The organism is Hahella sp. NS-SX17 (genome assembly GCF_057367735.1).
Map to the genome: position 1 here is coordinate 4,045,897 of NZ_CM170632.1, position 23,387 is coordinate 4,069,283.

Genomic DNA, 23,387 nt, shown 5'->3' on the forward strand with positions numbered 1-23,387 from the left:
GATTAAAAAAGCGTCAACTAGTCTTTTCTGTACGCATTTCCTTAAATGCAGACCATTCCGGCTGTTTAGTACTCTCGATAACAACCCGTTGGCGGGCGATCTGTCGGCGCAACGGGGCTGTACAAGGATCAAACAAGGAGACGCCTCAATGACTCCGTATATCGGACAAATAAGCATGATGGGATTTGGTTTTCCGCCCTTTGATTGGGCGCAATGCGATGGCCAGATTCAACCGATCAATCAAAACCAGACATTGTTTTCTCTCATTGGCGCTTACTTCGGTGGAAATGGCTCAACAACCTACGCATTACCTGACCTTCGCGGACGAACGCCAGTCCATATAGGCGCTCCCTACTCCGCTCAGGTGGGCGTCGTAGGCGGCTTGGAGCAGGTTACGCTTACCGAATCCACCATGGGAACTCACAATCACCCAGTTTACGCTTCATCATCTCCTGCAGATAAAGGCGGCCCGAAAAACGACCGCATTCTTGCGGAAACCCCCGACATTTACGGCCCAGCAACTAATCTCATAGCTATGAACGCGGGAGCTGTCAGCAGCAACGGCGGCGATACCAGTGGCAATGCGACGCCTCATTCAAACATGCAACCTTCCCTAACAGTAAATTTTTGTATTGCGCTAAGTGGCGTTTACCCACCTCGCAATTAATGCCAGCAATGGAGATGCAACATGTCAGACCCAATTATTGGTGAAATCAGAATATTTGCAGGAGCCTTTGCTCCCAAAAATTGGAGCTTTTGTAACGGCCAACTCCTTACCATTTCCCAACAGGCCGCGCTATACAGCTTACTGGGGACTAACTATGGCGGTAACGGGACAACCAACTTCGGTATTCCAAATATGCAAGGCCGCGCACCGGTTCACTATGGGACGGGTCCAGGACTAACTCCCCGCCCCTTAGGTGGAGCCTTCGGCGCCGAAACAGTAACGCTAACCACAGCGAATATTCCTGCTCACACGCATACCTTACAAGCGTCTAACGACGCCGTTACCACCAATGTCAGTCCCTCAGGCCAAGTCACTGGCGTCACCACCGTCAGCTTCTATACAACAGACTCAACGAACATCACCAATTTGTCCCCGGAAGCAATAGGCAACAATAGCGGCGGGCAACCACATTCCAACTTGATGCCCTACCTTGCACTCAGTTTTATTATTTGTATGACAGGTACGTATCCCCCACGTAACTAACTTGAAGGAGCATGGAGCCATGTCTGATCAGTTTATTGCTGAAGTTCGTATGTTCACCTATCAGTTTTCGCCCAATGGTTGGAGCTACTGCAGTGGAAGTCTCCTTCCAATTTCAGGAAACGAAGCGTTGTTTTCTCTAATTGGATCTTACTATGGTGGAGACGCTCGCACTTCAATGGGTCTTCCAAATTTAACAGGCCGCACTCCAATTGGTTGGGGAACCACCTCGGGACTCAGCCCGTACCAACTCGCACAGAGTGGAGGACTCTCCACGGTACAGCTGACTTCCAGTCAAGTTCCCCTTCATAGCCACCCACTTAACGTTGTGACAAACGCAGGCTCCACACCAGAGCCTGGAAACCAGTTTTTTGCGTATCAAGCGGGAGACCTTCAACCTGACTATAAACAGCCTCCATTAGGCACATTGCTCGCTATGTCCAATCAAATGCTTACACTCACGGGCGGCTCGACTGCGCATGAAAATAAGCAACCCTATCTTTCCATTCCATTTTGCATTGCGTTAACGGGGACCTATCCTCCTCGCAATTAAGCATTTGGCGAAATGGGCGCTAAGCGCCCATTTTTCTTTCGCCTGCAGACGTCATAATTTCTTGTATCCCCCACTCCATTGACGAAATACTCCCGCAACCACTCATGCGCCGGGGCTCTGTGTGAACGTTCGCGCCAGAACATAGACATCTCGAACCCCGGTATCTCTACAAGACGTTCAACGACGCGGTATTTGTCGTTGTCAGCGACTAGTCGTGAGGGCAGCATGGCGGGAACGATATCCAGCACCGCCAGCCTTGAGTCGGGAGAGGCGCTCAGAGCCAAGACATCGAAGCGGAGCAACAGAAGCTGCTTTGGGCTGACGCCATCATTCTATTGATTATGTCGATGCTCAGCAGACTCATCCGCTCACTCTACGCAACAGTGAGTTGACGAACTCCCGGTTTTTCCTCTCTTTTACGCAATTTAAACTCCCTCCCCTGATTTAAATTCATACCGATTAACCCAGAATGCAGGCGGAGGGTTTATGACCAATCTCGATATCATTAAAAGCACTTATGAAGGCGCCCATTCAGAGGAAAACGGCCGTAATTTGTTGAAGCATCTGGCGGAGGAGGTCAGATGGACGGAAGCCGCAGGGTTTCCCTATGCAGGGACTTACGTTGGGCCTGATGCGATTGTCGAAAATGTATTCAAGCGTCTGGCGACGGATTGGGATAACTACCAATTCACCGTGGAAGGCTACATCTCCCAGGATGACAGAGTCGCGGCCTATGGAAGTTATTCCGGGGCCCATAAACAGAGCGGTAAACACTTCACCGCCCGGGTCATGCATCTGTGGACCTTGAAGCAGGGAAAAATCGTCCGTTTTGAGCAGTTTGTCGACAGTTTGCCTGTCGTAGAGGCGATGCGCTGAGCCGCCATTTATAAATGAAATATCTATATTTGTTAATGAGTTAGCTATAGCAACCAAAACCGGTTTGAGCTACTCTGCTTCCGGTTTTTCCCACGCGCCGCCCAACGCCATTTTCGTCCCGCCTTCATCCGCGAACTATTCCGGGCGTATCCCAGGCGCGTCTCTTTCCGCCATTGACAGGAGGTTCTATGGCCAGCATCAGCGTGCAAAACTTAACTTATCGTTTCGATAACGGCGACACTCTGTTTTCCGATCTGACGTTTACCCTCGACGATAAAATCACCGGTCTGGTCGGGCGCAATGGGGCGGGTAAGTCGATTCTGGCGGCGTTGCTGACGGGGGAAAAGACGCCCTATTCCGGCTCTGTCACCACTTTCCGCCGAGTGGGCTGGCTGCGACAGATTGGCGCGGAGGAAAAGCTGGTTCAGTATGAGACTGTTAGCGATTTTCTGGGCGTTCGCGGTAAGCTGGAAGCCCTCTCCCGGGTCGCTGCGGGCGGATGCGATCCTCATGATTTCGAGCTGATCGGCGACAACTGGCTGCTGCGGGAAGAGCTGGAGCAGCAATTATTAGCGCTGGCACTGCCTGCAGACCCCTTTTTACCCTGCCAGGCCCTGAGCGGCGGTCAGCTGACCCGGCTCGCGCTGCATCAACTTTTCCAATCCGATTACGGTTATCTCATTCTCGACGAACCAGGCAACCACCTGGATGAACAGGGCAAACACTGGTTGATCGAACAAATGCGACGCTTCCCTGGCGGGGTTCTGATCATCAGTCATGATCGCGATATTCTGCGTTGCGTGGACGATATCCTGGAACTGAATAGCCTCGGCGTGCGTCACTACGGCGGCGCCTATGACGTTTATGCCGAACAGCGCGCCAATGAACTGGCCAGCCAGGAACGACGCATCGACCATGCAAAGACGCAAATCAAGCAGATGCGCCAAACCATGCAAAAGAACAGGGAAAAGGCGCAGCAACGGGCCGGCCAGGGCAAGCAGGTCGCGCGTTCTGGCAGTCAGGCGAAGATTCTATTGAACAACAAGAAGCAGGACGCGGAACGCGCCGGCGGCGCAAGGGAAAGCAACCAGAACCGCCAAATGGCGCAGGTGCGGGAACAGCTCAGCCAGCTGAATAAACAGCATGAAATGCTCAAACAGCAGAGCCTCTCTCTGGGCAAAACAGAAAAACGCGTCTCCCGCATTCTGGATATCACCGAAGTGCGCCTGCCTTATATGCAACAGGAAAACGACATCACCTTCTCTGTCGATTTCGGAGAAAAAATCCGCCTGTCCGGCGCCAACGGCAGCGGTAAATCCACCCTGCTGAAAGCGATCACCGGACGCCTGTCGCCTATTCATGGGGACATTCAGGCGCACGCAGGCCTGTGCTATCTGGACCAACACTTTACGTTACTTAATAACGCAAAGTCCGCACAGGAAAACCTGGCGCATTTCTGTCCTCATCTGTCGGAAACAGACCAGCGCACGCTATTGGCGGGCATTGGACTAAGACGGGAACGAGCGGATCAAGCGGTAGCCACCTTGAGCGGCGGTGAAAAAATGAAAGTCGCCATGCTGGCTGTCAGTCATCAACCCGGCGACACCCTATTGTTGTTGGATGAACCGGACAACCATCTGGACCTGGATTCCCGCCTGATGCTCGCTCAAGCGCTTCGCGATTTCACCGGCAGCCTGTTAGTCGTCAGCCATGATCAGGATTTTATTGACGATGTTGGAGTGAGCGGAGTGATATGCCTGAGCGGCTAGTTCTGACAGCAGTTCTATCGAAGCATCCCTTCTTCGATGAATGAAAATGGTCTGAGCAGGTTATCTCAGAGCCTGGTGTAAACGATCACGGTGCGATCCAGGTAGGCTTCGTCCGTCACCACATTCACTGTGCGCACTAATTTATCGTCAACGCGGTAAATCTGCTCACTGATGGTCGTGTCGCCGTCATCGTACCGGAGAATCACGGAGTATCTGTCAGTGGGCGCCGCCCACGAAGGGATGTCGTCCGCCTGCAGAAATACGCCGGTATTATTCGATTTGATCACACCACTGAAGGGAATGACCTTAGAAGTCAGAACGCCATCCGTATCGAACCACTTGATTTGCGGCTCGCCTTCTTTTTCTTCTTCGAACTCCCCGTTGTCGTCAATGGTCAAGGCCAGTCCGGAGGTGGGCTGGGTTTTCTCAATAAGCTCCTGGCCTGCGCCGCGCAGTCCGGATTTAACTTTGTCGTGGTGGACCGCGCCCGGCTCCTGCGCGATTTCGCTGCTTACGGATATGCTGCTGACCAACAGCCAGGTCCCCACAAAGGATTCAATGCTCATTAGGGTTCTCTTTTAGGTAATATTCTATCTTGTTTGCCGCGCCTGATTTTTAGTGGCGTCGCCGCCAATCCTACCTAATTTGCAAAGGGATTTGTTTTAAGAATTTCTAACGTTATCGCTGAGTTATACCCGAGCTTTTGTCGCTGACATTTTCATTTAACTTAACAACGACTGGGCCCTGATTGCCTGGTAGTGATAGAATCCCTCCTCTTTTTCAGGGCGCTCAATAATGGAATTACATAAGCTGGGATATGACGAAAAGTGGCTGGAATATCAGGTTCTCGATCCAGAGCTATTCAAACAACAATGCCAAGCCTATGAGGAAAACGGCGACAACCATACAGAGCACTATCGCTATGCCGCCTTTCTGCACTGGATCGCAACCAGAACCGCCGCCCCGGATGAGGCGCTGAACCATTTCGTGGAACTGGCGCTTAATGACCCGGACAGCATGATGGGCGGAAGCGCGTTTATTCAGTTACTGTCTGCGTCCTGGCTAACAAACGACCAGTTCGACTTGCTCATTCGACGGGCTCTGGAATTTGGAAACTGGACAACCGACAAGGTTGAACGGGCCGCCCTGATGCGACGCCTAAGAGCTGGCGGCTTAACGCGATCCCTGTTTCGAGACTGTTTGCAACAGCGGGACTCCAGCCTTCATGAAGTCCTGCTGGAGCGTAGCGACATGGATCGGGAAATGATGAAGGAACTTGCCGAACACGGCGCCAACAAACGCATTCGCAACCTGGCGAAACAGTATTCTGCGTCGAAGAAGCGCTGGGTAGACGCCGCACAACCATGAAAATCACACTCTACGACGTTGTTGGAACCGCCATTATTATCAGTTGTAAATCCGGGGTGGTTTACAGCAATCAAACCGGCGGAACCGCCTGCTTGCAGCCCGAATACGAAGGCGTATTGATCCCCATTGCGAACACAATTGGTATACCGGACTTGAATCTGGTCAGCCCTGAAAATGAACTGGAAAATTACTTCACCGGCCCACCTTGGTTTGGCGGAGGAGCAACGCGCGGCATCTCCGAAGATGACGCCTTGGCGATAGAAGCGATCTTGCAAGAGTACGCGCTTGACGATCAAATCAGCGTTGACCGCAGTAGGCTTCGTCAATCCCACGAAGCATGGATACATATCAATATTGTCGAAGTGGAAGGCCGCTCACTTTTCAGCGGCTTCGGCCCTTATCCCAGGAAAGGCGTGCTGACCTGGCAGAACAGCGATTAACGCCCCATTCGCATTAAATCTACCAAAGGTTCCTCCCAGAAAGATTCTCCGACTCAGCCACTCCACCACTCCGTTCACCCCGGGCCCGTCCAAAGGCCTCCCCCGAAAAACCACCCAACTGCACTCCCCGTTCGCCCTGAGCCTGTCGAAGGGCCTTCCAGAGCGCCCACCCCAGTCGGCTCAAATGGACGTTATTTCCCGTTGGGTCTAGTTTTGCTCAAGGTCACTGCGAGACTGCCGCCCTTCGACAGGCTCAGGACAGAACGGTTTCTGTGTGATTGTTATTATCCAGACAGCCAGATCGCCGCCGCCTTTCCGATAAAGCAGAGGACACGTAAGCAAACCACAAACGATAACCCCAGCCCGTTCGCCCTGAGCCTGTCGAAGGGCCTTCCAGAGCACCTCCACCCCAGTCGGCTCAGGTGGTCGTTATTTCCCGTTAGGTCTAGTTTTGCTCAAGGTCACTGCGAGACTGCCGCCCTTCGACAAGCTCAGGGCGAACGGTTTCTGTGTGATTGTTATTATCCAGACAGCCAGATCGCCGCCGCCTTTCCGAAAAAGCAGAGGACACGTAAGCAAACCGCAAACGATAACCCCAGCCCGTTCGCCCTGAGCCCGTCGAAGGGCCTCCCAGAGCGCCCCAACCCAATCGGCTCAAGTGGACTTTATTTCCCGTTGGGTCAGTTTTGCTCAAGGTCACTGCGAGACTGCCGCCCTTCGACAAGCTCAGGGCGAACGGTTTCTGGGTGGTTGTTATTATCCAAGCAACCAGATTGCTGCTGACTTTCCCATAAAGCAGAGGACACGTAAGCAAACCGCAAACGATAACCCCAGCCCGTTCGCCCTGAGCCCGTCGAAGGGCCTCCCAGAGCGCCCCAACCCAATCGGCTCAAGTGGACTTTATTTCCCGTTGGGTCAGTTTTGCTCAAGGTCACTGCGAGACTGCCGCCCTTCGACAAGCTCAGGGCGAACGGTTTCTGGGTGGTTGTTATTATCCAAGCAACCAGATTGCTGCTGACTTTCCCATAAAGCAGAGGACACGTAAGCAAACCACAAACGATAACCCCACCCCGTTCGCCCTGAGCCCGTCGAAGGGCCTCCCAGAGCGCCCCAACCCAATCGGCTCAAGTGGACTTTATTTCCCGTTGGGTCAGTTTTGCTCAAGGTCACTGCGAGACTGCCGCCCTTCGACAAGCTCAGGGCGAACAGTTTCTGGGTGGTTGTTATTATCCAGATAGCCAGATCGCCGCCGCCTTTCCCATAAAGCAGAGGACACGTAAGCAAACCACAAACGATAACCCCACCCCGTTCGCCCTGAGCCTGTCGAAGGGCCTCCCAGAGCGGTAAGCCTATCCCGCCTCCGCCCACTTTCGAATCTGGTCGATAGTCGCCGTGACGCCGCCGCAAACTATCACCAAAATCTTGCTGAAAGACGCCAATACCGGATGACTTTCATACACCACCGCGAGGCTGGCGCCGCAGGCGGGCTCCACCAGAATGCGGTGGTCCGACAGGAATCGTTCGCAGGCGGATAAAGCGCTTTGATCGGACACGGTGAGACTGTGAACGGGATGTTGTTTCGCACAGGTCAACGCCCTCTCCGCAACGCGCTTAGCCCCCAAAGAGGTAGCGATACTGTCGATGCGGTCCAGCTCCACGACGCCGCCCGCTTGCAACGCAGCGTGAAAAGACGCCGCGCCGAGGGTTTCCGCTGCGATAACCGGGACATCCCCCCAGCCATTGCGCTGCAGACCTTCGACAACGCCAGAGAGCAGACCGCCGCCGCCAACACAAAGCAGCACGGCTTCCGGTTTCTCTCCCGCCTTCGCCACTTCGTCCACCAAGGTGGCATGGCCCCGCCACAACAAAGGATCATCAAAAGGATGAATAAAAGCGTCCGTCGCGCCGACAAGCGCTTGCGCCCGACCGTTCGCCTCCTGCCAGCTTCCGCCATACACTATGACTTCCGCCTGCTCCAGACGCAGCAGCTCAATGGCTCTCTCAGTGGCGGTTTCCGGCACGACAACCGTCACTGGAACCCCAAGATATCGTCCCGCATAGGCGACCGCGAGCCCGGCGTTGCCGCCGGAAGAACTGATAAAACGCTGTGCGCCCTGCGCTTTATGATGCTCGCAGGCTGCGCCTACACCGCGAATCTTGAATGATCCCGACGGCTGCAGCGCTTCCATTTTGAGCCAGACTGCGCGTCCTGATTTAACGCTAAGTGGACGCGACTCCAATAGCGGTGTTTCGATATGAAGGCTCATGATGACCTACCTTTTGCATCAACCCAGTTTCCAATCCAGCCTTGTGTTAAGAGTGAAGCACAAGAGGTAAAGAAGATAGCGTCGCCGACAGGACGGAGATTGTAAAATATTGACGTCAGCTGTTTTTTTCATGCAGATTAAGCTGCTTCTTTCAGTGTTTTTTTGCTTTGTATGTCTTTACGGCGACCGATAACGATTCCATTCACAATGAACGACAACGTCCAATACCAACGACTCCCCAATATCCCAGGCCTGGTGCTGGGCTCGGGGCGTTTCGCCAAGTTTGATTTCGGCCGTCATTATCATCTGGATTACCACATCGGCATCGTGACGGAAGGCGTACAGCGTCAGCAGTACAAAGGGGAGACACAAGTGCTGGGGCCGGGCTATATTTCCCTGATGCCTCCTGGCGAGATTCATGACGGAGCCAGCGACAGCGACGCCTACACGTTGCGAACTTTTCGCGTCTCATACGATTTGATGCAGGAGGCCAGCGCGGAGATGAGCGATGCGCATTATGGCCCTGAACTATTTGGCAATGTCTTTGAAGAACCTCGCATGGCGGCGCGACTCTTCCACCTGCACAACGCCATGTGCGCCGACGCAGTCTCTCCGCTGGCGCTGGAGTCCGAGTGGCTTTCCCTGCTGCACGCGCTGTTCATTCAAACCCGCGCCCTCAAACCCAGGTCTCAACAATCCGCGCTTTCCCACACGCAGTGGCGCCGTATGCAGGATTACTGTCTCGCAAACCTGTCTGAAAAAATCACACTGGAAACCCTCGCGGCGCTATGCGATCTCAGTCGCTTCGCATTGCTCCGGCAATTCAAACGCACCATCGGAATGACGCCCCACGCCTGGCTACTGCGACTCAGACTGGAACAAGCCTGCGCCCTGCTCACCCAAAGAGCCCTCCCCCTCACGCACATCGCCCAACAAGTCGGCTTCTACGACCAAAGCCATTTCAACCGCGCGTTTAAGCAGGCGTTCGGGGTGGCTCCGTCTGGGTATTAGCCACGGACAGACGTAAGAGAACTACTGGCCATATTGGATTCGCTTGAAAGAAACGGCGCCTAAGGGTAACGCCATTACACATCATCTCATTACCTGCCAGATCAGAATCGCCAACAACGCTAACGAAAGGCCTTGCCAAAACATCACCGGGTTGCGCTCCAGAATAGGTGGCCGGGGCTGGTTGAGGTAGGCGGGGTTGGGGTGGCGGAGGTCGTGGAGGAATTCCGAAAGTTCGGTGTAGCGTTTGTGGGGATTGGGATGGACGGCCCTCTTCAAGGTGGCGTCGATCCAGGCGGGGATGTCTCTGTCTTCGCTGAGGACGGATTTGTAGGTGAGCCGTTTCTGCGCGCTGGCGGTGCGGGTTTTGGCGACGTCAGCGCCGTAAGGGAACCCGCCTGACAGCATATGATAGGTCAGTACGCCCAAAGAGTAGAGATCAGACCCCGGTGAGCCAACTTCGCCCAGGAAATATTCCGGCGCGGCGTACAAGGCTGTATCGAGCAGGTTGGGCTGGCGCAGGCCTTGATCGTTCTCTATGACGCCGCCCACTCTCGTAGAGCCGAAATCAATGATCTTCACTACGCCGGACGCGTCTACCATCAGGTTGTCCGGCTTGAGGTCCTGATGCAGCATATCCATGCGGTGAAACGCCATCAGTCCCCGCGCCGTTTGCTCCACAATACCCCTGACGGTTTCCAGATCCGGTTGCGGATGATCGCGCAGCCATTGGCTCAGGGTTCGTCCCTCAATGAATTCCGTCACTGTGTATATAAACTGACGCGGACGCTCGAACTGCGCAGCTTTCGCCACATGCGCACTGTTGATCCGTCTGGCCACCCACTCCTCCATCAGCAGCCGTTCCAGGTAGGTAGGGTCGTCTTGCTGATCCGTCCCCGGCGCCTTGATGATCACTTTGGCTTTTGAGTCGATGTCCGCCGCCAGATAAATATGACTGCGGCTGCTGGTCTGCAGACATTGCAAAATTCGATAGCCGTCGAACTCCGCGCCCTCCTTGAGAACTGGCGGAAGCGACAGGGTTTCGAGCTGCTTCTGGAACAAAGCGTCGACCTCGCACGGCAGCGCCTCGACGCGAATGATCTGTAGCGTCAGGTTGTCCTTGCTCCCCTGCTCCAACGCGTGATCAACCAGCCATCGCGCCACTTCTTGCAAATCCTCGGCGGCCTGAATCGCCTCGATCAACGTCCGCGCGTCGCAGTATTCATATACGCCGTCGGTCGCCATGATGAAGATATCGCCCAGTCTGAGCCGCAGAGGCTGGTAGTCGATTTCAATGAACTCCCTGAATCCCAGCGCCCGGCTCAAGTAACTCTGGCTTTGCGACACCCACAAACGATGATCGTGAGTCAACTGCTCCAGCGCACCGTCACGCAAGCGGTATATCCTTGTGTCGCCCACGTGCAGAATATGAGCGACGTCGGATTTGAACACGATGCCGCTGAACGTGCAGACATAGCCTTTTTCCTTGTCATACCGATAAGCGCTACGCTGGCCTTCCGCGTATAACCAGGAATTGGTCGCTTTCAACACCCGCTGGGCGGCGTGCTGGACCGTCCAGGCGTCGGAAGTGCAGAAATAATCCTCCAGAAAGCTTTTCACCGCCGTTTCACTGGCGACCTGACTGACCGAGCTGCTGCTGACGCCGTCAGCCATTGCAAACGCAGCGCCTTTCATGGCGAGTTGCGCGCCTTTCGGAACGTAACTTCCATGAAAATCCTGATTGATGTCTTTACGGCCTTTATCGGTCCATTGACCGAAGGAAAGCGTCAGCTCATTGCGCATAAATAGGTCTGGCCCCGGCGCCGTTCATCCGCGCCGAGGCTCTATTACTGTCCTTACGTCGTGTCTTTTCAGGCGTTCCGACTCAAACCATTGCTTGTTTGCCGGAGGCGACCAGTTTGCGCTTGGGCGCTGTTTTATAGTGGGTGCTGTACAGGGTTAATCCTGTGAAGGCCAGCCCGCCCACCAGATTGCCCAATGCTGTGGGAATCTCGTTCCAAATGAAATAGTCCATGATGGAGAAATCGCCGCCCATGATCATGGCGGAGGGAAACAGGAACATGTTCACAACGGAGTGTTCGAACCCCATAAAGAAGAACAGCATGATGGGCATCCACCCCGCCAGTCCGTATTCGGCATAACCAAAAGTGCGGGCCTCGCCGACACTGGCGATTTTGCTCCCGACCGGGCCAGGGTCCGTATTGAAGCCATAGGTAAAGACAAACGCCATGATGAACGCCGCCGTCAGCGCCATGTTAATTCAGCCTATGACGTAGGCTCATACACCCTGTAACCAGAGGCGGCTACCAGCTCTCCATATGCCCAAATTCGTAATGTATCTTGCGCTCCGCCGCCAGCAGCTGCACCGTGGCGTGGGCGTTGAGCGCACAGAAAACTTCCTGTTTGAGCGCGTCGTCGTGGCTTGAAAGAGATTCTTTACATCTCAGGAGAGCAGTAACCAAAGCGGTGTAATTAAGCACCCGTTCAAGAGCGCACTCACCGCTTTTCCGCACAAGCCATTGTGCGATGTCTTTGATTTGCTCAAGTTTGCGATTGACGAGAGACAGCATTGTCCCCGTATCCAGAGTTCCATCCCCGGCAGCCAACCATGAATGATCAACCAACCGTATTTTCATAGATAACAAACAACTTACTGAGTATGTGGTGATTCCATTTAACAATGAAATGGACTTTAGAAGAGTGACTGTCGCCATTTATAGCCGATGAAGATGACAGAATAACTACATTTTTAATCGGCAAGCCCAAGCGCCGGATACCTCCCTGATACTCCGGAAAGGCGCCGTTTTTTTACAAGTCAGGGAAAATATTCGCCGATATGATGACTGCGCTGAGTTGAAAGCGGCTTCAGAGCCAGTCAGCTCAGATCCAACCCTAACATTAACGTGACGATGATTGGCATGTTAATAATCAGGCGCCTGGATGCGCCTGCGCGGCGGCTGGCCGCAGGAGGCCGGGCCTGACAGGTGCAGGCTCTGTCATTGCAGGCGAATAGAAGGAAGCTGTTTGTCTGCCTGATCAATAAAAGGAAATTTATCTATGTCGCATTCATCTCTATATCCCAGAACACAACGCATTGCTCCCCAGTCCCTGCTGTGGGTTGCGCCCAGCATTCTGACGTTGGCGATTAGCGCCGCCGCGTCCGCTCACGCCATCGAGACATCCGCCAAAGCGTCGACGACTCGCTTCGAAGACTATCGCTTTGACAATCCTTTGCGAAGAGATCTGCAAAGCGGCGCTATTACCGAAGCGCAGGCCAGCAGCTTGTTTTACAGCAACCCTAAAGAGTTCTCCCGTCGCTACTATCCAAAAATCACCTTGCCCGTAGAACGGAAAAAGTTCCGGGGCATCTGGCGCTACTACGACCATAGCCATACCTCCAGCACTCAGCCGTACGACGGAGACGCCAGCAAACCGGTTTACGATGGACACAGCGGCACGGACTTCTGGACCAGCTTCATTGATTTCGGCAAAACAGGTGAATCCGGCAACTATCTCGTTAACCCGTTCCCGAAAGGGGCCGACACCTTTGTGACAGGCATCTACGACGGCGTAGAAGACGCCCCCAACCAACCGGTGGGGTCGCCGGGCAATCATTTGTTCTTGACCACCTATCTGAACAAAACGCCGGAAGACTGCGCTCGCGCGTTCCCATCAGGCGCCGCCTTCAAGCAGTGCGTTGACGACATTCCCAGCTGGAGCAAAATGAGCATGCGCTTGCTGCATCTGGAGTGCGGGACAGTCATGATCAACAATGTGACTGGATACCCGGATAACTGCGCGCCTGCGCCCTCTTCCCGCATTCAGCTGCCGGCGCGAGTCAGCTCCCTGCAGCGCCTGGCGCGAATTGGCTATTCTGGCGATGCGGGATTGCGCGGCACGCATACACATATGGATATGTCGCCGCGTTTGGTCGATCCCTTCAAAGGACGTTACAACACGGGCGTCAACGAGTCCTTATTCTTCGATCAGAACTGGGTGGAGCGCATTGAGAATTTCGCCGGCGGCGATCCTCATTTCCGCGTCAACGGCAGTTTCTTCCCCCAAGTGGTCAATCAGGCGAGCAATAACTATACCTTCACTTCTTTAACGCCGATCAAGCGTCTTTGGTTGACGGAAAAGCCCAATGGAGTATCCGCGCCGGCCAAAGCCATTGACCTGTTGATGACCGCGGTCACCAGCAGCGCCCCGGTGTTTTCATCCCGGGTGGAGTACGACGCCGATTATCGTTCCTATACTCTTTACAGCGTATCTTTCAAAACCAAAGATAACCTGCTGCCTCAGTCCGGCGAATGGGGCGTGGTGGCGGAGGACGACCGGGGCAAGCTGAGCAATTCGGCGTTCATCAACGTAACCGGCGGCGGTTCATTCAAGCTGAGTCAGGCTTCTGTGTCTCCCAGTCGAGTGAGCAAAAGCGACAACAGCAACGTTCTGTTTCGCTGGAATGTGAAAAGTAACGACAAGATTTCGCGCTTTCAGCGCAAGATCACCCGTAACGGACAATGCGTCAACCCAACGACAGGCTCCACCACCAGTCAGTGCTGGAGCGACTGGAACGTACTGGCCACTGCCTCCTCCAACGCCCCGTACTCGTATAACTACAGCGTGGAACTGGCGCCCGCCAGCGCTTACCGCAACTGGCAAACCGGCAGCTATGTCATTTCAATAAAAGGCGAGCATGCGACGGGCGTATGGAGCGAAGAGAAAGCCGTTAACTTTTCCATTCAGTAACTCCTTTTAGCCTTCAACATTGTGATAAAGGCGGTAACGAACAAGTTTTCGTTATCGCCTTTTGCATCTACAGATGATGAATTAGCTGGTTTATACTCGGCCGCCAAGCTCCTCATTGCGGTTATCGCCAAAGCGCTGACCGCTGCCTTTTGAACCACAACTTTCAGGGTTTCGAATCACGAACCCCGGCATACGGATTCACCATCTATGAAACTACATATCGGGATGTCACTGGCGCCGACCTGGTTGAGCGGAGAAGCCTGGAGAAGGCCGGATAGCGGCGTGGAAAGTCTCTTGCAGACAGATTATTACCTGGATATAGCCAGACGCGCGGAAGCCGCGAAACTGGATTTCGCCTTCCTGCCGGATACGCTGTTTCTGGACAGCGGCGTCCTGGAGACCGGCCCCGGCTTCACTAGCGTCGATCCTACAATGCTGCTGGCCGCCATCGCCAGAGAGACGACGCATATCGGCTTGCTGACCACGGCTTCAACCACCTTTTACCCTCCCTACATTCTGGCCCGGCAAATTCAGTCGTTAAACTGGATCAGTCAGGGCCGGGCAGGCTGGAACGTAGTCACCGCTCTCGGCGGACATCAGAACTTCGGCCAAACGGAAATGCCCTCAGCGGAGGAACGCTACGCCCGCGCCGCCGAATTTCTGGAAGTTGTGAAGGGGTTATGGGGCAGCTACCCCCAGTCCGCGCTGCTGCGGGACCGGCAGACAGGCCGCTACGCCGACAGTAGCCGGGTCGCCGCCATCGATCATCATGGCGAGCATTTCCAGGTGAAGGGTCCATTGAACCTGCCCGCTTACGGCGATTCCCGCATCCCCTTGATTCAGGCGGGCGCCTCGGAAACCGGGCGCGATTTCGCCGCCACTATCGCCGATGCGGTGTTCGCCTCCACTCCAGATAAAGAAGCGGCAATTGAGTTGCGTCGGGATCTGCATCAGCGCGCCGAAGCCAAAGGAAGACACTCCCGGGATATTCGGGTTCTGCCCGGCTTGAGCCTCTATCTCGCGGACACCCGGGAACAGGCCAAGGCGCTTTACATGGAAACGCACGCCCGTCTGGATCGCGCGCGAAGAATCGCCTCCATTGAAGAAATGACCGGCCTGGACCTGTCCGAATGGCCGCAGGATCGCGCTATAACCCGCGCTGATCTCCCCGAGCCGCCCGCCCAGCTCCGCAGTCGCACTCACGCGGGGCTGTTACGTCGCTTGATACTGCGTGACGAACCGAGCTTGAAAGAGCTGCTTACCCGGCCGGAGGTCATCGGCTCCTCTCACTGGCAGGTGATAGGCAGACCAGAGGATGCGGTGGAGGAAATCGCTGACTGGGCGGCGGCGGGCGCCATCGATGGCTTTATATGCGTGCCGGGAGGCTCTGTCACCTCCATGCATCTCGCCCTGGAGCAAGTTATTCCGGCATTGGCGGAGCGTGGTTTGTTTCGCCGCGAATACTCAGGGACGACTTTCATGTCGCATCTGACTGACGACGAGAGCCAGGCAGCTTCTGGATAACTATTGATCAGGAAGACAAACAGCTTCCTTCTAATTTGTCTGCAACGACAGGCGCTGCACATATCAGGCTCTGCAGGGCGGACTTATTCCCGCCCTTGCTCTCCGAAATAGCGCTGGAAGGTTCCCCAGCCGCCGCTTTTCCTGGCGACCTCTTCCGCCGCTTTGAACAGAGCGTCATTATCCGTCTCGTCCTGACCAAGATTGGTCACTGTCGTCATCACGCAGCAGATTTCCCCTTGCGCGTCAAAAACCGGCGTCGCCTGCCCTGTCACATTAGGTAGAAGGTGGCTATGCAGGCTGGCGCGTCCGGTTCGCCGGATCTCATCCAGCGTTTCCGCGGACGGCGACTGGCCTCGAAACGGCTCCGGCTGTTGGGTGCGGGCGTGAGCCACCGCCTCCGGCGAAAGAAACGCCTGAAACAGCAGGCCGCAGGCGGAGTTATCAATCGGCAATACATCGCCCAGCCCGACAGAGTTGATAGAAAAATAAGCGCTGCGATACCAGCGTACGATAGTCGGACCGCGACGGGTCCAGATGGCCACGCCGCTGCTGCTGGCCAGATTGTTGGCGATACGCTTCATCTGCTCGGCGGCGATCTCGATGGGGTCCATCCTTCTCAGCGCCGCAATGCCAATACTCAACGCAGCGGGCCCCAGATCATAAAAACCACTGGCCGGGTCCTGGGAGGCCAGCCCTTCCTTCACCAGACTTTGCAGATAGCGATGAGTGGTTGACGCGCCCGCCTGCGCCTGACGCGCAATAGCGCCGAGCGCGAGGGGTTCTCCCGCATTGGCCAGAATATCCAGAAATCGCATTGCGATAGATACAGATTGAATCGTCCCTGACGGTCTATCCGCCGTAGCCTGTGCATTCGCAGCGGTTCGAGGGGGCATATTTTCCGGCTCCAAGTGATGTCCGGGGCAATTCTAATGCATGCCCCTGCATGCAACAACGCCGCAGAAGCGCCACTGTCTGCGCAAACCAAGTTGTTATTGATAATCATTTTCATTAAGATTCACTAACAATATGGAACGCATTCTATTATGCGGAACAAAAGGATTCAGACGTGAATATCCTGCTGTCCTACTGATCTGGACTGTGTGGTTTTAGTTGACTCAATGCAATTGGAAACATTTTCGGCTGTTGTCAGATCAGCCCCATATTTCTCAGGTGAAATAATGAAGTATCGTCATGTAGCAACACTTTCAGGCTGCCTGGGCGCAGCCCTCAGCTCCCCCTTCGCCGGCGCCAGCGACTTGCCGCAAGATCCCGTACTGGAGCTGGCGCCGGTCGTCGTCACCGGCGAAAAGCTAACGCGAAATATTGAAGATACCGCCTCTTCCGTGCAGGTGATGACCCAGGAGGACCTCGAACGTAAAAAAGGCCAGGAATCCGTGGCCGACGCGATCAAGGAAGTCCCCAACGTGCTGTATACCGGCACGCCAGGCGCCCCGGTCATTCGAGGTCAGGACGCCCAGGGCCCCAATTTCGGCTCCACCGCGTTCTTCGGCGGCACAATCCCACGGGCAACCATCAATCTGGATGGCCACTATCTCAGCTTCAATGAGCTGGTGTTTGGCGCCGTCTCCATCTGGGATGTCGACAGCATTGAAGTCTTTCGCGGACCACAGACGTCCTCTCAAGGCGCCAACAGCATCGCCGGGGCCATCATCGTTAACACCAAAGACCCCACTTTCGACACCGAAGGCGCCGCACAGCTGGAGTACGGCTCACGTAATAAAAAGCGGGCCGCGCTGGCGGCGTCAGGCGCGCTGTCGAATGACGTGGCGGCGAGGATAGCGCTGGATTATCACGCCCGCGACACCTTTGTCGATTACACCAACCCGGACTTTCAGCAAGGCGACGCCGACCTGGACTTTGAGTACAAAAACGCGCGCTTGAAGTTGCTCTGGTTACCGCAAGAGATTGAAGGACTGGAAACCAAACTGACCCTTTCCCGCACCGAGAACAAGGCCCCAACCTGGGAAAGCGCATCAATCCCACATGACGAACTCAATAACCGCACTACCTCGATGCCGGGCTGGGAGCAAGACGTCTCCACGGTGGTGGCGGACGCGAATTACGCGCTGAATGACAACCTGCAACTTATCAATCAGCTGCATTATTCCGACCTGCATGTAGATCGAGTGACGGAGCCCCGCAATAACGGCGGCGCTGAGGTCGATCAGAGCAACATTTCCAACGAATTGCGTCTGGTGCTGGACGACCCGAACTCGGCCATGCAGGGAGTGATTGGTCTTTACCTTGCCCGCACCACCTCTGATGACATTCTTTATCTTCGCGGCGTGTCTGAGTTTGACGATGAGAAAAAGCAGTTGGGCCTGTACTCCGAAATCAGTTATCCACTGACGGACCTGTGGACCCTGACCGGCGGTTTGCGCTATCAGCGCGATGACATAAAGCGCCGCGGCGCCTCTCCATTCGCCGCCGTTCCACTGGATTATGACGAAACCTTCAGTGCGCTACTGCCCAAGCTGTCTCTGGATTACCAGTTTTCTCCCGGCGTCAAAGTCGGCGTCCTCGCCAGCAAGGGCTATAACCCCGGCGGCGTAAACCTGAGTTTCGCCAATAGAAACTACGTGACCTTCGACGAAGAAACGGTCTGGAACTATGAGGTTTTCAGTCGCGCGGTTCTGCTTGATGGACGCTTATTGCTCACAGGCAACCTGTTTTACAGCGACTACAAAGACTCACAACGCCTGCTGCCGGATTACCTCGGCGCCATTCCTTATGGCGTGACCGTCACCAACGCCAAAGCAGCGCATACCTACGGCATGGAGCTGGGTATGGACTTCAAGGTCAACGAGGCCTTCAATCTGCGCGCCGGCCTTGGCTTACTGGAGACAGAAGTCGGCGAATTCACAGATGCGCTGGGCAATACGTATGAAGGCAACGAATTTTCGCGGGCGCCCGGGTATATGGTCAGCCTTGGCGGGGACTGGCGTTTCGCCGAACAGTGGACCCTGGCGGCGGACTTGCGCCACACCGACGACTACCACTCCACGGATGAAAATGACCCAGATTACGAGGTTGACGGCTACACCATCGTCAATACGAGACTGACTTACGCCATGGGTGAGCAGATCGAAGTCTTCGCCTTCGCCAACAATGTTTTCGACGAGGTTACCGCCACCTACAAGTATGACGACAGATCCATTGGCGGCGTCGCGGCCAATGTCACCGAGCCAAGAGAGCTGGGCGTAGGCGTCAAATTTCGCCTGTAGCTGCGAGTCCAGCAGGCTCCTGGCTTCTTTTTATCTTTGACAGTATTAATCTGGCGATGTTATTGACCTGCGCCCCAAGCGGCGATGGCTTCCAGCGTATGGAGCGCGCTGGCGATGGACGGCGTGGTGACTTTGGCGGAGTCCACAAAAAGAACACGGCCTTCACGGGCCGGTTTGAGGAAACGCCGCCAGCCCGGCGCAATACGATCCAGACTGGCCTGAGCGCCAGCGGCGTCTCTTTCGGCGCCGACGTAAGTATTCATCACCATCAACAGATCAGGGTTCAGCCTCCCGAAGACTTCCGGGCTGAGAGGCGCCAGCAGAGTCGAGCCGAACCCTGACAGCGCGCCTGTCTGCGGCAGCTCCAGACGCGTATAGCCGAGGTCCTTGAGCGCTTGCACAGCGCCGGACATATCGCCTATCGCGTTAATCTGATCGGTAATAAAAACAGCCAGATAAGTTTTACTTTCAGGATCAAAAGGAAGCTGGCTTCTCACTTCTTCTACGCGCGTCAAATACGCCTGATGACGTCGCTGATACTCATCCTGCCGGTTAATCACTCCGGCGAGATCCTTCTCCACATCAAAACCACTGGTGAGACCAGCGCTGATATTCTGCAGATAGACGGGAGCGATTGCTGACAGCTGTTGGACTTTGTCCTGATCATGCTCTGAGCCCAGTATCAGATCAGGCTGCAAAGCCTTGAGTTTTTCCATATCCATATTGCCAAGATTGCCAACGCCCTTGGGCTTCGGCGCGGCCTCTCCCAGCACTTCCCGGTAGAAGTCCACCGCCATCAGCGAACTGCCGTCGTCAGCCCGGCCATAGCTGCCAATCGGAGCCAAACCCAGGTCAGCGATGGGGATTCCCAGCGCAGGTCCATGCAGCACCACAATCCGGGCGGGAGTATCCGGCAGGGAAACGCTGCGACCCGCGTCATCGGTCGCCTGTCGCGAAGCGGCGAACGCCGTCTGGCAGGAAAGCAAAGCAGCGGAAATAGTCAGCAGTAAACGCATAATGACCTCTCTCAAGGTTAAAAGAACAAATCGAGCCATTCATGAGACGCGCCTGGCGATAAGCGTCCGTAAACGCATGGTCAGGATGAACAGCGGCGCGCCAACCAATGTAAGACTCAGTCCAATGGGCAAAGCGGCGGCGTCCGCCGCGCCGCGGGTGAGCATATCGGCGGCGATCACCAGAACCCCGCCCATCAGTCCAGACAGCGTCAGTCGCGCGCGCCCCAATGAACGAGATAGAAAATTGGCCAGATGAGGGGCGATAACGCCCAGAAAGCTTAAGGGGCCGACAGCGGTCACCGCCGCCGAAGTGAGTAATACCGAGGCGAACAGAATCATGGGACGAGAGCGGGAAACCGGCTCGCCCAGCGCCAACGCCATGCTCTCGCCCAAATCGTAACTGCGAATGGACCTTCCCAGCACGATGATGACGGGAAGACTGAGTGCGCACCAGGGCAGAAGCGTCAGGATACTGCTCCAACTGGACTGAAACAGAGAGCCGGCCAGCCAGCTGGACACCGCATAAGAGGTCTCCGGCGGCGTATAAAGGATCAGAATCGAAGACACCGACGACAGCACGGTTTCCACCGCAATGCCCATCAACAGTATCGCCAGACCGTCCCCCTGCCCTCCTTTGGTCAGCCAGATCAGCAATCCCGCCACTGACAATCCGCCAATAATGGCGGTCAGGGGGATAATGCTGAGGGGCGCCTTCGGCGCAAATATCAGCAACAACAGGATAGTGACCATAGAACCCTGACTAAGCCCCAACAAGCCTGGGTCCGCCAGTGGATTACGCGACAGTGACTGCAGCAGCGCGCCGGTAATGGCGATACACCAGCCCGCCATGAACCCCAGTAAGATACGCGGCAATCGCACCTCATAAATGGCGAAGCCGACATCCCCATCAGCGCCGTCCATTAACGCGGAGAGCAGATGTTCCAGATTGACGGCAGTGGCGCCAACGGTCAGGGACAAAACAGCGAGCGACAAGGCGGCGCACAGGAGTCCGCCGGCGGCGATCAGGTTGCCCGTTCTGATTTGCAGACCATTGCCAAACAGCAATACCCGCCTGCCATCGGTCGCCGTCGACAACTTCACGCCGCGACTCCATGACGTGGAGTGAGATAAAAACGTCGCACAAGAAAGACAAAAACAATGCCGCCGAGCAAGTCCATGACCAGTCCCGTATGCAGGATAAAGGGCGCAAACGCCTGACGGGCGACAACATCAGCCAGGAGACAGATACAGGCCCCCATCAGTGCGGCGCCCGGAAGACTGTAGGTGAACTTGGCTCCGGTGAAGGGACGCACGATATGAGGTACGACCAGACCGACAAACCCAATGGGACCGCAAACGGCCACGGCGGAGCTGGCGGCCACCGTCACGGCGGCGAACGCCAGCCGCACGACCCAGCGTACATTGACGCCAGTGGAGACGGCCTTATCCTCCCCCAGCATGATAAGGGTCAAAGGCCGCGCCAGCACCGCCAGCAAGGCCGCCGCGCTTACCCCCAGCCACCAGAAGTCATACAGCCGCTCCGCATAGACATGGTTGATATTGCCCATCGCCCAGCCCAGGAAATCACTGCGTCGGGACGGGTCCGTAAGCAGAATCGCGCTGGCGACGCCAAACAGCAGCATGGACGCCAACGCGCCAGACAGAATGAGCGTCAGGCCCCTCGGGTCCTTGGCCAGCCCCACGGCTTTCGCCATCGCCATACAGCAGGCGAAACCGAATCCGCCTCCCGCCAGGGCGGCGATCCCCTGCGCCGCCGTTCCCAGTTCAAAGAAAAAGGCGCCGACAAGAACAAACAGCATCGCGCCAGCGTTGATTCCCAGCGTTGACGGGGACGCCAATGGATTACGCGCCAGCGCCTGCAGCACCAACCCGCTGCACGCCATCAACGCCCCTGCGTACATGGCGAGCAACGCCCGGGGAAAGCGTTGATACAGCACAATAAAGTGATCGTAGTTATCCAGGTCGAATGCGAACAGAGCGTCAAGCACCGAGCTGACGGGAATGCGCGTCGCTCCAATCGAAAGCTCCACCCCCAGCGCGATGAGAAGCAACGCCAGCGCCGTCAGCAGGAATAAGGCTCTGCGCTTCATGCCGGAGCCATGCCAGCGTCGCCAGGCAAACACACCAGCCGGTTATTGCGAGTGAAAATATCCGCCTCAATGTTATACACGCAGGCGATGTTTTGCGCCGTGATGGTTTCCGTCACCGCCCCATGGGCGATAAGCCTGCCTTCGCGCATCAGAGCAACCTCGTCGGCGAACCCAGCCGTCAGATTGAGGTCATGCAGCACGCTGACGACGGTTTTATTCTCACTTCGGGTCAGCTCTGAAAGCAGTTTCAGCACGGAATACTGGCAGGATATATCCAGATGGTTAACCGGCTCATCAAGCAGAATCAGCTCCGCATCCTGCGCCAGCACCATGGCGATCCAGGCGCGCTGACGCTGGCCCCCGGACAGCGCATGTAGCGGCCGATCAGCCCATTGAGCCAGTCCCATTCTGTCGAGAGCGTCGCGGAAAAGACGCTTGTCCCGTTTTGAAGGGCCGCCCAGCAGAGGGTTGCGGGAGTAGCCGGCAAGCTCAATCAGCTCTCCCAAAGTGAGATAGTCCGGACAGTGGCACTCCTGGGGCAGGTACGCGATGCGCTGCGCCAACTGGCGGCGGGGTATGGATTGGATCGGACGCCCCTCCAGGGCCGCCTCGCCATCGCAGGGAATCAGTCCCATGATGGCGCGCAGCAAAGTTGACTTACCACAGCCGTTTGGCCCCAGCAAAGCCGTGAACTTGCCGGGAGCGAAGCTGAGGGAAACAGAGTCAAGCGCGCGAACTTTCCCGTAAACGGCGGATAGTCGCCGAACTTCTAGCATGACATTTACCTGAATAATCCTGGACGAGCGTCGTCAGGCCATAACGGGGGCCGCTGAGAATGGAGGGATAACCGTTGTTATTGCCGGTTGATCCATCGCATCTCGAAGGTAATCGATGTCGCCCCCAGAGCCCTCTTTATTAAGAAAAACAGGAAGCGATTTTAGCACACCGGCCTCGTTAACGATATTGATTATCATTACCGTTACACACTTAACCCTGTGCACCAGCGTTGTTATCGCCTGATTCGTCGGCGCCTTATTGGCCCCGATTCCAGCCGCCAAGCGCGTCGTGCGATTTGAACGATAAGTGAAGGGGAATACCTGTCATCTCGACTTTACACAGGAAAACCCTAGGTTTTTTCACTCCCCTATTCCCAAGAGACTATCCCTTAACGGAGGGCCATTCAGAGAGGCCCCACTTTTATAAACCGGCCTCGCGCCGGTTTACTCTTTTCGT

General features: G+C 55.6%; 21 protein-coding genes and 1 pseudogene. 11 read left to right on the forward strand and 11 right to left on the reverse strand.

The features are described from left to right. The first annotated feature begins 148 nt into the window (after positions 1–148). From AC2IBB_RS17980 to AC2IBB_RS17990, 3 genes are read left to right on the forward strand one after another with little or no spacing between them, the layout of a single operon-like run. On the forward strand, positions 149–667 hold the full coding sequence (locus AC2IBB_RS17980) for a phage tail protein (RefSeq protein WP_486328140.1): 519 nt from the start codon (positions 149–151) through the stop codon (positions 665–667). 21 nt (positions 668–688) lie between these two features. Further along, the gene (locus AC2IBB_RS17985) at positions 689–1,210 is read left to right on the forward strand and encodes a phage tail protein (protein WP_486328141.1); all 522 of its coding nucleotides are present in this window, start codon (positions 689–691) and stop codon (positions 1,208–1,210) included. A 19-nt stretch (positions 1,211–1,229) separates the two neighbouring features. Further along, complete coding sequence (locus AC2IBB_RS17990; protein WP_486328142.1) at positions 1,230–1,760, forward strand: phage tail protein; 531 nt, start codon at positions 1,230–1,232, stop codon at positions 1,758–1,760. On the opposite strand, the gene AC2IBB_RS17995 is transcribed toward AC2IBB_RS17990, so the two are convergent. Next, positions 1,757–2,062: a hypothetical protein gene (locus AC2IBB_RS17995; protein ID WP_486328143.1), complete on the reverse strand. Its 306-nt coding sequence runs from the start codon at positions 2,060–2,062 to the stop codon at positions 1,757–1,759. The genes AC2IBB_RS17990 and AC2IBB_RS17995 overlap by 4 nt on opposite strands. A gap of 184 nt (positions 2,063–2,246) precedes the next feature. Between AC2IBB_RS17995 and AC2IBB_RS18000 the strand changes: the two genes are divergently transcribed. Continuing rightward, complete coding sequence (locus tag AC2IBB_RS18000) at positions 2,247–2,636, forward strand: nuclear transport factor 2 family protein (RefSeq protein WP_486328144.1); 390 nt, start codon at positions 2,247–2,249, stop codon at positions 2,634–2,636. A 188-nt stretch (positions 2,637–2,824) separates the two neighbouring features. Next, entirely contained in the window at positions 2,825–4,405 is a 1,581-nt protein-coding gene (locus AC2IBB_RS18005; RefSeq protein WP_486328145.1) for an ATP-binding cassette domain-containing protein, read from the forward strand. A gap of 65 nt (positions 4,406–4,470) precedes the next feature. Here AC2IBB_RS18005 and AC2IBB_RS18010 read toward each other — a convergent pair whose 3' ends face one another. After that, entirely contained in the window at positions 4,471–4,971 is a 501-nt protein-coding gene (locus AC2IBB_RS18010) for a hypothetical protein (RefSeq protein WP_486328146.1), read from the reverse strand. Between the two features lie 229 nt (positions 4,972–5,200). On the opposite strand from AC2IBB_RS18010, the gene AC2IBB_RS18015 reads away from it, so the two are divergent. Together AC2IBB_RS18015 and AC2IBB_RS18020 are read left to right on the forward strand one after the other, a co-directional pair. Continuing rightward, a complete protein-coding gene (locus tag AC2IBB_RS18015; protein ID WP_486328147.1) occupies positions 5,201–5,773 on the forward strand; it encodes a hypothetical protein in 573 nt (190 codons plus the stop codon). Then, a complete protein-coding gene (locus AC2IBB_RS18020; protein ID WP_011397016.1) occupies positions 5,770–6,213 on the forward strand; it encodes a DUF6210 family protein in 444 nt (147 codons plus the stop codon). Before AC2IBB_RS18015 ends, AC2IBB_RS18020 begins: the two co-directional genes overlap by 4 nt. Before the next feature lie 1,349 nt (positions 6,214–7,562). Here the strand turns inward: AC2IBB_RS18020 and AC2IBB_RS18025 are convergent. Continuing rightward, positions 7,563–8,480, reverse strand: a complete 918-nt coding sequence (locus AC2IBB_RS18025; protein ID WP_486328148.1) for a pyridoxal-phosphate dependent enzyme — start codon at positions 8,478–8,480, stop codon at positions 7,563–7,565. Positions 8,481–8,687: 207 nt separating this feature from the next. Here AC2IBB_RS18025 and AC2IBB_RS18030 point away from each other — a divergent pair, with 207 nt between their 5' ends. Next, positions 8,688–9,491, forward strand: coding sequence for an AraC family ligand binding domain-containing protein (locus AC2IBB_RS18030; RefSeq protein WP_486328149.1), 804 nt, complete (start codon positions 8,688–8,690; stop codon positions 9,489–9,491). A gap of 81 nt (positions 9,492–9,572) precedes the next feature. Here AC2IBB_RS18030 and AC2IBB_RS18035 read toward each other — a convergent pair whose 3' ends face one another. From AC2IBB_RS18035 to AC2IBB_RS18045, 3 genes and pseudogenes are all read right to left on the reverse strand, one after another. Continuing rightward, the gene (locus AC2IBB_RS18035) at positions 9,573–11,291 is read right to left on the reverse strand and encodes a bifunctional protein-serine/threonine kinase/phosphatase (protein WP_486328150.1); all 1,719 of its coding nucleotides are present in this window, start codon (positions 11,289–11,291) and stop codon (positions 9,573–9,575) included. Positions 11,292–11,373: 82 nt separating this feature from the next. Next, positions 11,374–11,760: pseudogene (locus tag AC2IBB_RS18040) on the reverse strand (formate/nitrite transporter family protein); the annotation flags it as partial. A 52-nt stretch (positions 11,761–11,812) separates the two neighbouring features. Then, positions 11,813–12,145: a hypothetical protein gene (locus tag AC2IBB_RS18045; protein ID WP_486328151.1), complete on the reverse strand. Its 333-nt coding sequence runs from the start codon at positions 12,143–12,145 to the stop codon at positions 11,813–11,815. A gap of 421 nt (positions 12,146–12,566) precedes the next feature. On the opposite strand from AC2IBB_RS18045, the gene AC2IBB_RS18050 reads away from it, so the two are divergent. After that, the gene (locus AC2IBB_RS18050; RefSeq protein ID WP_486328152.1) at positions 12,567–14,258 is read left to right on the forward strand and encodes a hypothetical protein; all 1,692 of its coding nucleotides are present in this window, start codon (positions 12,567–12,569) and stop codon (positions 14,256–14,258) included. A 207-nt stretch (positions 14,259–14,465) separates the two neighbouring features. After that, the gene (locus tag AC2IBB_RS18055) at positions 14,466–15,782 is read left to right on the forward strand and encodes an NtaA/DmoA family FMN-dependent monooxygenase (RefSeq protein WP_486328153.1); all 1,317 of its coding nucleotides are present in this window, start codon (positions 14,466–14,468) and stop codon (positions 15,780–15,782) included. Between the two features lie 83 nt (positions 15,783–15,865). On the opposite strand, the gene AC2IBB_RS18060 is transcribed toward AC2IBB_RS18055, so the two are convergent. Then, positions 15,866–16,675: an IclR family transcriptional regulator gene (locus tag AC2IBB_RS18060; RefSeq protein WP_486328154.1), complete on the reverse strand. Its 810-nt coding sequence runs from the start codon at positions 16,673–16,675 to the stop codon at positions 15,866–15,868. A 285-nt stretch (positions 16,676–16,960) separates the two neighbouring features. Here AC2IBB_RS18060 and AC2IBB_RS18065 point away from each other — a divergent pair, with 285 nt between their 5' ends. After that, positions 16,961–19,027, forward strand: a complete 2,067-nt coding sequence (locus AC2IBB_RS18065) for a TonB-dependent receptor (RefSeq protein ID WP_486328155.1) — start codon at positions 16,961–16,963, stop codon at positions 19,025–19,027. 59 nt (positions 19,028–19,086) lie between these two features. Here the strand turns inward: AC2IBB_RS18065 and AC2IBB_RS18070 are convergent, their stop codons facing one another. The 4 genes from AC2IBB_RS18070 to AC2IBB_RS18085 are packed head-to-tail and all read right to left on the reverse strand — an operon-like array spanning position 19,087 to position 22,930. Further along, positions 19,087–20,043, reverse strand: coding sequence for an ABC transporter substrate-binding protein (locus AC2IBB_RS18070; RefSeq protein ID WP_486328156.1), 957 nt, complete (start codon positions 20,041–20,043; stop codon positions 19,087–19,089). 39 nt (positions 20,044–20,082) lie between these two features. Continuing rightward, on the reverse strand, positions 20,083–21,144 hold the full coding sequence (locus AC2IBB_RS18075; protein ID WP_486328157.1) for a FecCD family ABC transporter permease: 1,062 nt from the start codon (positions 21,142–21,144) through the stop codon (positions 20,083–20,085). After that, on the reverse strand, positions 21,141–22,154 hold the full coding sequence (locus tag AC2IBB_RS18080) for a FecCD family ABC transporter permease (protein WP_486328158.1): 1,014 nt from the start codon (positions 22,152–22,154) through the stop codon (positions 21,141–21,143). Before AC2IBB_RS18080 ends, AC2IBB_RS18075 begins: the two co-directional genes overlap by 4 nt. Then, positions 22,151–22,930, reverse strand: a complete 780-nt coding sequence (locus tag AC2IBB_RS18085; RefSeq protein ID WP_486328159.1) for an ABC transporter ATP-binding protein — start codon at positions 22,928–22,930, stop codon at positions 22,151–22,153. Before AC2IBB_RS18085 ends, AC2IBB_RS18080 begins: the two co-directional genes overlap by 4 nt. Positions 22,931–23,387 lie beyond the last annotated feature (457 nt).

What these genes read in the sequence shown, in the direction of transcription:
- AC2IBB_RS17990 (WP_486328142.1), top strand. Translation starts at nt 1,230, where the DNA reads ATGTCTGATCAGTTTATTGCTGAAGTTCGTATGTTCACCTATCAGTTT.
- AC2IBB_RS18045 (WP_486328151.1), bottom strand. Translation starts at nt 12,145, where the DNA reads ATGAAAATACGGTTGGTTGATCATTCATGGTTGGCTGCCGGGGATGGA.
- AC2IBB_RS18060 (WP_486328154.1), bottom strand. Translation starts at nt 16,675, where the DNA reads ATGCCCCCTCGAACCGCTGCGAATGCACAGGCTACGGCGGATAGACCG.
- AC2IBB_RS18085 (WP_486328159.1), bottom strand. Translation starts at nt 22,930, where the DNA reads ATGCTAGAAGTTCGGCGACTATCCGCCGTTTACGGGAAAGTTCGCGCG.
- AC2IBB_RS18005 (WP_486328145.1), top strand. Translation starts at nt 2,825, where the DNA reads ATGGCCAGCATCAGCGTGCAAAACTTAACTTATCGTTTCGATAACGGC.
- AC2IBB_RS18000 (WP_486328144.1), top strand. Translation starts at nt 2,247, where the DNA reads ATGACCAATCTCGATATCATTAAAAGCACTTATGAAGGCGCCCATTCA.
- AC2IBB_RS18030 (WP_486328149.1), top strand. Translation starts at nt 8,688, where the DNA reads ATGAACGACAACGTCCAATACCAACGACTCCCCAATATCCCAGGCCTG.
- AC2IBB_RS17980 (WP_486328140.1), top strand. Translation starts at nt 149, where the DNA reads ATGACTCCGTATATCGGACAAATAAGCATGATGGGATTTGGTTTTCCG.
- AC2IBB_RS18035 (WP_486328150.1), bottom strand. Translation starts at nt 11,291, where the DNA reads ATGCGCAATGAGCTGACGCTTTCCTTCGGTCAATGGACCGATAAAGGC.
- AC2IBB_RS18025 (WP_486328148.1), bottom strand. Translation starts at nt 8,480, where the DNA reads ATGAGCCTTCATATCGAAACACCGCTATTGGAGTCGCGTCCACTTAGC.
- AC2IBB_RS17985 (WP_486328141.1), top strand. Translation starts at nt 689, where the DNA reads ATGTCAGACCCAATTATTGGTGAAATCAGAATATTTGCAGGAGCCTTT.
- AC2IBB_RS18050 (WP_486328152.1), top strand. Translation starts at nt 12,567, where the DNA reads ATGTCGCATTCATCTCTATATCCCAGAACACAACGCATTGCTCCCCAG.
- AC2IBB_RS18070 (WP_486328156.1), bottom strand. Translation starts at nt 20,043, where the DNA reads ATGCGTTTACTGCTGACTATTTCCGCTGCTTTGCTTTCCTGCCAGACG.
- AC2IBB_RS18065 (WP_486328155.1), top strand. Translation starts at nt 16,961, where the DNA reads ATGAAGTATCGTCATGTAGCAACACTTTCAGGCTGCCTGGGCGCAGCC.
- AC2IBB_RS18080 (WP_486328158.1), bottom strand. Translation starts at nt 22,154, where the DNA reads ATGAAGCGCAGAGCCTTATTCCTGCTGACGGCGCTGGCGTTGCTTCTC.
- AC2IBB_RS18010 (WP_486328146.1), bottom strand. Translation starts at nt 4,971, where the DNA reads ATGAGCATTGAATCCTTTGTGGGGACCTGGCTGTTGGTCAGCAGCATA.
- AC2IBB_RS18015 (WP_486328147.1), top strand. Translation starts at nt 5,201, where the DNA reads ATGGAATTACATAAGCTGGGATATGACGAAAAGTGGCTGGAATATCAG.
- AC2IBB_RS18020 (WP_011397016.1), top strand. Translation starts at nt 5,770, where the DNA reads ATGAAAATCACACTCTACGACGTTGTTGGAACCGCCATTATTATCAGT.
- AC2IBB_RS18055 (WP_486328153.1), top strand. Translation starts at nt 14,466, where the DNA reads ATGAAACTACATATCGGGATGTCACTGGCGCCGACCTGGTTGAGCGGA.